Raw genomic sequence first — 6,521 nt, forward strand, 5'->3', positions numbered from 1 at the left:
CGGGTCTTTCCATTGGTCATTGCCTGCCCGGATGCGGGGATTCCCACCCGGATCCGTAGGGGAAATCCTTACCGGGGCCTCCGGATGCGAACTCCTATGCTGAGGCCGTGGAGGCCGATCCGATGGCACCTGAGCCGGGTGCGGACGACTTCGAGGCGATGATGAACGCCTCGAAGGTGTGCGTGCTCGTCCACGACGCGGCGACCAAGAACATCCTGTGGGCGAACCCCGCCGCGTGCGAGATGCTCGAATTCAGCCTTCTGGAGCTCCGGCCGCTCAAGGCCGATCACATGAGCAGTTCCGCTCAGCAGTACGACCGGGTGATCGGACGGGCGTGGCTGCAGGCGGCGGTGGAACACGGTTCGAGCCGGATCGTGTGGCACTACCGGAGCAAATCCGGCCGCGTCATCCCCACCGACGCCGTGGCCATCCGCGTCGAACTCGCCCGCGGTCCCGCGGTGATGGTCCAGTTCCGCGACATCCAGCGCGCGGAGGACGTCGAGCGGGAGCTGAAGCTGACGACGTCGTACGTCGACGCGCTGGCCCGGCACACCTCGACCGTGGCGTTCATGCTCGACGCCGCCGGCGCGGTGCGGTTCGCGACCGACAGCGCGCTGACCTTCCTCGGGCTGACCGGCGACGACGACCGGCTGGCGGGGGAGCCGCTGACCGCGTACGCGCGGTTGTACCTGGGCGGCAGACCGGTCCGCTGGACCGAGGTGGCCGCCGGCGCGGATCCGGTCGGCCCGGTCCAGCTGGAGGTTTCGGGGGAGTGCCCGACCTGGCTGGAGGGGAGCCTGGAGCGGCTCTCCGAGTCCGAGGTGGACGCGTACCTGATGATCCTGCACGACGTCTCCGAGCGCGTGCGCGGCGAGGCGCGCCGGGAGCTGGAACTGCGGCACGAGAACTATCTGGCGCGCTACAACGCCATGGGGGACATGGCGATGGCGATCGCGCACGAACTCGGCCAGCCGCTGGCCGCCGCCGCGAACTTCATCGCGGGCATCCGGGCGCGCGCCGCCACGATGGCCACCGCCGACGACCTCCGGGAGCGGATCGCGGGCCAGATGGGCTACGGGCTGGACAGTGTCGCCCGGCAGATCGACCGCGCCAAGGAGATCGTCGGTTCCCTGCGGGCCTTCGTCGGGCATCTGGAACAGGTCGAGCAGCTCGTCGACCTGAACGAGATCGTCCGGGAGTGCCTGTACTTCATCGAGCTGAGCGCCGCGCCGAACGCCGTCGAGGTCGAGGTCCGGCTCGATCCGGCGCCGATCCCGGTGCGCTGCGAGCGTGTCCTCACCGGTCAGGTGGTGATGAACCTGTGCCTCAACGCGATCGACGAGACCGCGGAATGCGAGCCGGTGCTCCGGCGGATCGTCATGAGCACGCAGGCGAAGGAAGGCGTCGGGGTGCTCACCGTCGACGACCACGGCCGCGGTGTCGCCCGGGACCCTTTCGCCGAATCGTTCACCAGCAAGGCAGGCGGAAGCGGGATCGGGCTGGCGCTGAGCCACCGCATCATCACCCGGCAGCACGGCAGCATCTGGGCGGAGCTGCGCGAGGAGGGCGGTTCCCGGTTCGGTTTCGCGCTGCCGCTGGCGGAGCCGGGCGCCACGTAAGGGAAATCCTCAGGCGGCGCGGTGGAACTCGGGATATCGCCGGTTTCGGCCGCGGCTCTAGCGTCGAGGCATGACCGATGAGCTGACCACGACCCAGCGCCGGTTCCGCGCGGCGATGGCGAACCTTTCGACGGCCGTCAACATCGTCACGACCGACGGCGTGAGCGGCCGGGCGGGCATCACGGTGAGCGCGGTCTGTTCGGTCACCGACTCACCGCCGACCCTGCTGGTCTGCGTCAACCAGTCGAGCTACACCCACGACATCTTCCGCACGAACCGGCGGATGGCCGTCAACGTCCTGGCGTCCCAGCACGAGGACCTCGCCCTGCAGTTCGCCGGCGCGACCGGCGTGCCGATGCTCGATCGGTTCCGGTCCGAGGTCTGGGAGCACGACGGTTTCGGGATCCCCGTCGTCCGCGACGCGGCCGCCGTCCTGATCGGACAGGTCGGCGCGGAATTCACCCAGGGCACGCACACCGTGCTGTTCGTCGAGGTCGAGGACGTCTTCGTCGATGAGGACGCGGGTGCCCTCGCCTATTTCCGGCGCACGTTCCACCGGATCGCGCCGACCGGCGCGATCGCGTGAACGACAGGGGGACGCGGATGAACGAGCAGGGCGAGCGCACCACCCTGATGTGTTACAACGATACCCACGGATACGGCTGGCGCCACGTCGATCTCTTCGTGCACGACGCCGAGGGACGAGAGCTGAACTGGGTCCACTGGCAGGTCCCGGCGGACGGTCCCGACGCCGCCGACGAGGTGACGGCGCGGGTCGAACCCCGGCTGAGGCGTACCTCGGAGTGGCGGCACGCGGTGAGCGCGGGCGGTGTGGACTATTGGGAAGCGGATGCCGCTTGGGAGGAAGAGTGAAGCTCGCGCACCCCTGGCCGTTGCGTGCACTCGTCGAGGATCTGCGGCAGGGGAGGACGACGCCGGAGGCTGCGTCGGAACGCGCGCTGGCCCGGATCGCCGAGACAGAAGCGGGGCTGCGCGCCTGGGTCGAACAGGCCCCGCTCGAAAACCTGCGGGCGGACGCCGCCGGGCCGCTCGGCGGCGTGCCGCTCGGGGTCAAGGACATCATCGACCTGGCGGGCCTGCCCACCCGCTGCGGTTCGGCGCTGCGTGCCGAAGCCGCCCCGGCGGACGCGGACGCGGCGATCCTGACCGCGTGGCGCTCGGCGGGCGCGGCGCCGCTCGGCAAGACGGTCACCACCGAGTTCGCGTACTTCGCCCCCGGCCCGACCCGCAATCCCGCGGCCCCCGGGCACACCCCGGGCGGCTCGTCGAGCGGATCGGCCGCCGCTGTCGCGTCGGGGCAGGTGCCGCTGGCGCTGGGCTCGCAGACCGCCGGATCGGTCACCAGGCCGGCGTCGTTCTGCGGCGTCGCCTCGCTGGTCATGAGCCACGGCCGGTTCCCCGTCACCGGTGTGACCGGGCTGAGTCCCGGTCTGGACAGCCACGGCGTGTTCGCGGCCTCGGCCGCCGATCTCGCGCTCGCGTGGTCGGCGCTGACAGGCGAACCCGACGCCTGGACGGCCGTCGATCGGCGGCCGCCGCGGATCCTGGTGTGGGCCGCCGACGCGCTCGACGTCGTCGAAGCGCCGATGCGGAACGCTGTCGCGAGCGCCGCGAAGCTCCTGCGGGAAGCGGGAGCGACCGTCGAGCCGTTCCCCGACGAACGCCTGATGGCCGAGCTCACCGCCGCGCATCCGGTGGTGATGGCCTACGAAGCGGCCGAGGAAAGGGCCGCCGAACTCGCCGTGGCCGAACGGTTGAGCGCTCCTCTGGCGCGGCTGCTCCGGACCGGCGCCGAGACCTCCGCGGTCGAGTACGACGCCGCTCGCGCCACCATCACCCGCGGCGCGGTCCGGGTCGCGGAACTCCTTGATTCTTTTGACTTCGTGCTCGGCCCGGCCGCGCCCGGCGCCGCGCCGCGAGGCCTCGACGCGACCGGAGACCCGGCCCTGAGCCGGGGATGGCAGGCGCTCGGCCTGCCCGCGATCGCGCTCCCCGGATTCACCGATCCGGCGGGCCTGCCGCTCGGACTCCAGGTCGCCGGCCGTCCTGGCGGGGAAACGGATCTGCTCGGACAGGCCTGCTGGGTGGAACGGAGTTTCCATGACCGCCACTGATTCCGCGTCCGGCGGCGAGCCGTCGCGGGTGGTCTACATCGTCGACGACGACGAAGCCATCCGCCAATCCCTGGTGTACCTGCTGGAAAGCGTCGGCATCCAGGCGCTCGTCTACCCGGACGGGCCGACGTTCCTGGAGGAGTTCGACCCCGACGAGCCGAGCGTGCTGATCGTCGACGTCCGGATGCCGGGGCTCAGCGGGTTGCAACTGCAGGAAAAACTCGTCGCCCGCGAATTCCCGGCCCCGGTGATCTTCTGTTCCGCGCACGGCGACATCCCGATGTCGGTGCGGGCGCTCCGGCAGGGGGCCGTCGATTTCCTGGAGAAGCCGTACGAGCCGCAGCGGATGCTGGAGGTCGTCCAGGCGCAGCTGGTGATCGCGACGGAACTCTTCTGCGAGGCCGCTCGCCGCAAAGCCGTCGGCGAACGGATCGCGACGCTGACCCCGCGTGAGCGTGAGGTGCTCAGGCTGGTGATCGACGGATTGCCCAGCCAGCTGATCGCGCGCCGGCTGGGCACCAGCGTGAAGACGGTGGACGTGCACCGCGCCAGGATCAAGGCCAAGACCGAGTCGGACAGTCTCGGCACCCTGGTTCGCGACGTCCTCCAGCATCAGGTCACCGTTTAGGCGCCATCAGCACCGACGTCGCCGGGAAGTCCGACGCGAAGCCCGAGGGCAACGGGGCGATGAAGACGTTCTCGGTCCGCGTGCGGGTGATGAGCCAGCCGTCCTCGTGGCGCCGGAACGCGTTGTCGAGCCTGCTGGACCGCAGAAGCCCGGTGCCGTCGGCGTACAGCCACGGCTGCGCGTGGATCCACTGGCCCTCGGCCTGGTCGCCGTCGACATGGATCTGTTCCGAGGTCAGGTAATGCGCGTTGAGGACCAGTGCCGGATCCCGCTTCTCACCCCAGAACCGCTCGAAATGCGCCCGGATCGCGTCCTTGCCCACCGCACGGCCGAACTGGCCGTCGTAGTGCTCGCCGACGCCTTCCCAGACGGCGTCTTCGGCGTAGAGGCCGAGGATCAGGTCGATGCGGTGCGCGTCGTCGGTGACGCCGAACTCCGGGCACGGGGTGTCGCAGAGGAACATGTAACGGGCCTGGAGCCGTCGGATCTCGGCTTCGGCTTCGAGCGTCTCGACGCGGCGCCGCAGTTCGGTGATCTCGTCGTTCATCGGCCGGTCCTCACGGGTGCGGTTTCGGGGAGTGCCAGCAGGCAGGCGAGGGTCAGCGCCATCCCGCCGGCGAGGTAGTAGCCGACCGACGTCGCGGTGCCGGTCCATTCGATGAGCCGGTTCGCCATCGACGGCGCGAGGCCGCCGCCCAGGACCGCGCCGATCTGATAGGCCAGCCCGGCACCGGACTGACGCTGCTCGGGGGTGAACAGCTCCGTCAGGCAGGTGATCAGCGGTCCGAAAAGGAATCCGGTGAGGGCGAAACCACCGGCGATGGCGAGCGCCCACGCGGTCAGCGTGCCGATCCGCGCGATCGGGAACAGCACGAACATGTACGCCAGTACCGCGACGGCCGCAGCGACCATCACGGGTTTGCGGCCCAGCTTGTCGGAGAGCCGGGCGCCGACCACGACCGTGACCGCGTGGAGCGCGAGCGCCGGCAGCGTGCACCACAGCGCGGATCGGATGTTCAGGCCGAGCCCCTGGGGAACGGGACCGGCGGCGTACGAAAGCATGAATCCGGCCAGCACGAACATGACCCCGTTGAGCCCGGTGTTCGCCCCGGCCGCGAGCAGCAGCCTGCCCCAGTTGTCGCGGAGGACGTTCCAGATCGGCACCTTGACGATCCGCTCGTCCAGCTTGTCGGCCGCCAGTTCGTGGAACACGGGCGATTCCTCGAGCGCACGCCGCGCCCAGACACCGATCGCCAGCACGACCGCGCCGCCGATGAACGGGATCCGCCAGCCCCAGCTGGTGATGACCCCTTGCGGCAAAAAGAAGATCAGCACGAACGCGAGATTCGCCAGCAGCGCGCCCAACGGCGAACCCAGTGCGACGAACGCGCCGTACGCCGCCCGCCTCGCCGGTGGCGCGTGTTCGACGGCGAGCACCGAGGCCCCGCCCAGTTCCCCGCCTCGCGAGAAACCGTGCACCAGTCGCAACAGGACGAGCAGCAACGGTGCCGCCACGCCGATTTCGGCGTATCCGGGCAACAGTCCCATGAGGACTGTGGCCGCGCCCATGAGATAAAAGGTGATGAGCATGGCGCGACGGCGGCCGTACCGGTCGCCGACCCACCCCATCACGATCGCGCCGAGCGGTGCGACGACGTAGCCGATGGTGTAAGTCATCAGGCTCATGAACGACGCGAACCAGGGATCGGTGTCGCCGGAGAAGAAGACCTTGGGAAAGACCAGCGCGGAGGCGACCGTGTAGATCGAGAAGTCGAAGAACTCCAGCGACGTTCCGGCACCCGCGCCGATCGCCAGCCTGCGGGTCCGGGTCGAGGTGGTCGTGGATGGAGCGGTGGATGCTGTCATGCGCTCTTCCTTGAACGGAGACGAGACGGCCGGCGTTGCGTCCTCCCCGGCAACGCCTGTGAGTTCGTCTCAACGTAGGAACGCGCGGATACCGCGGCCATTGGAGGAACCCGTTGCCCGGCTGAAGGATTTCCCTACCGGGCGGGTCGTCCGTCCACCGAGGACGTTGCGAAAGCCACTTCCACAACGCGGCCGTTCGGTCGGGGTGGTGGGGGTGGGGTGGTGTGGTGGTGGTTTAGAGCCAAACCCAACACCACAACACAACAAAAAAAC

General features: G+C 69.6%; 7 protein-coding genes. 5 read left to right on the forward strand and 2 right to left on the reverse strand.

The window, feature by feature from the left end; translation table 11 throughout:
- Positions 1-107 precede the first annotated feature (107 nt).
- From AB0N89_RS36745 to AB0N89_RS36765, 5 genes are all read left to right on the forward strand, one after another.
- A complete protein-coding gene (locus AB0N89_RS36745; protein WP_364214882.1) occupies positions 108-1,619 on the forward strand; it encodes a PAS domain-containing sensor histidine kinase in 1,512 nt (503 codons plus the stop codon).
- A gap of 70 nt (positions 1,620-1,689) precedes the next feature.
- Positions 1,690-2,205, forward strand: coding sequence for a flavin reductase (locus tag AB0N89_RS36750; protein WP_364214885.1), 516 nt, complete (start codon positions 1,690-1,692; stop codon positions 2,203-2,205).
- 17 nt (positions 2,206-2,222) lie between these two features.
- Positions 2,223-2,492: a hypothetical protein gene (locus AB0N89_RS36755; protein ID WP_005163205.1), complete on the forward strand. Its 270-nt coding sequence runs from the start codon at positions 2,223-2,225 to the stop codon at positions 2,490-2,492.
- Positions 2,489-3,754 (forward strand): amidase, encoded by a 1,266-nt coding sequence (locus AB0N89_RS36760; protein ID WP_364214889.1) that lies wholly within the window; start codon positions 2,489-2,491, stop codon positions 3,752-3,754. The genes AB0N89_RS36755 and AB0N89_RS36760 overlap by 4 nt, the downstream gene beginning before the upstream one ends.
- Positions 3,741-4,382, forward strand: a complete 642-nt coding sequence (locus AB0N89_RS36765; RefSeq protein ID WP_364214892.1) for a response regulator — start codon at positions 3,741-3,743, stop codon at positions 4,380-4,382. The genes AB0N89_RS36760 and AB0N89_RS36765 overlap by 14 nt, the downstream gene beginning before the upstream one ends.
- Here AB0N89_RS36765 and AB0N89_RS36770 read toward each other — a convergent pair.
- Positions 4,372-4,929: a nuclear transport factor 2 family protein gene (locus AB0N89_RS36770; protein WP_364214895.1), complete on the reverse strand. Its 558-nt coding sequence runs from the start codon at positions 4,927-4,929 to the stop codon at positions 4,372-4,374. The two genes, AB0N89_RS36765 and AB0N89_RS36770, sit on opposite strands and share 11 nt — an antisense overlap.
- Positions 4,926-6,248, reverse strand: a complete 1,323-nt coding sequence (locus AB0N89_RS36775; protein WP_364214898.1) for an MFS transporter — start codon at positions 6,246-6,248, stop codon at positions 4,926-4,928. The genes AB0N89_RS36770 and AB0N89_RS36775 overlap by 4 nt, the downstream gene beginning before the upstream one ends.
- Positions 6,249-6,521: the final 273 nt, after the last annotated feature.

It is taken from the genome of Amycolatopsis sp. NPDC089917 (assembly GCF_040684635.1).
Lineage (GTDB): Bacteria > Actinomycetota > Actinomycetes > Mycobacteriales > Pseudonocardiaceae > Amycolatopsis.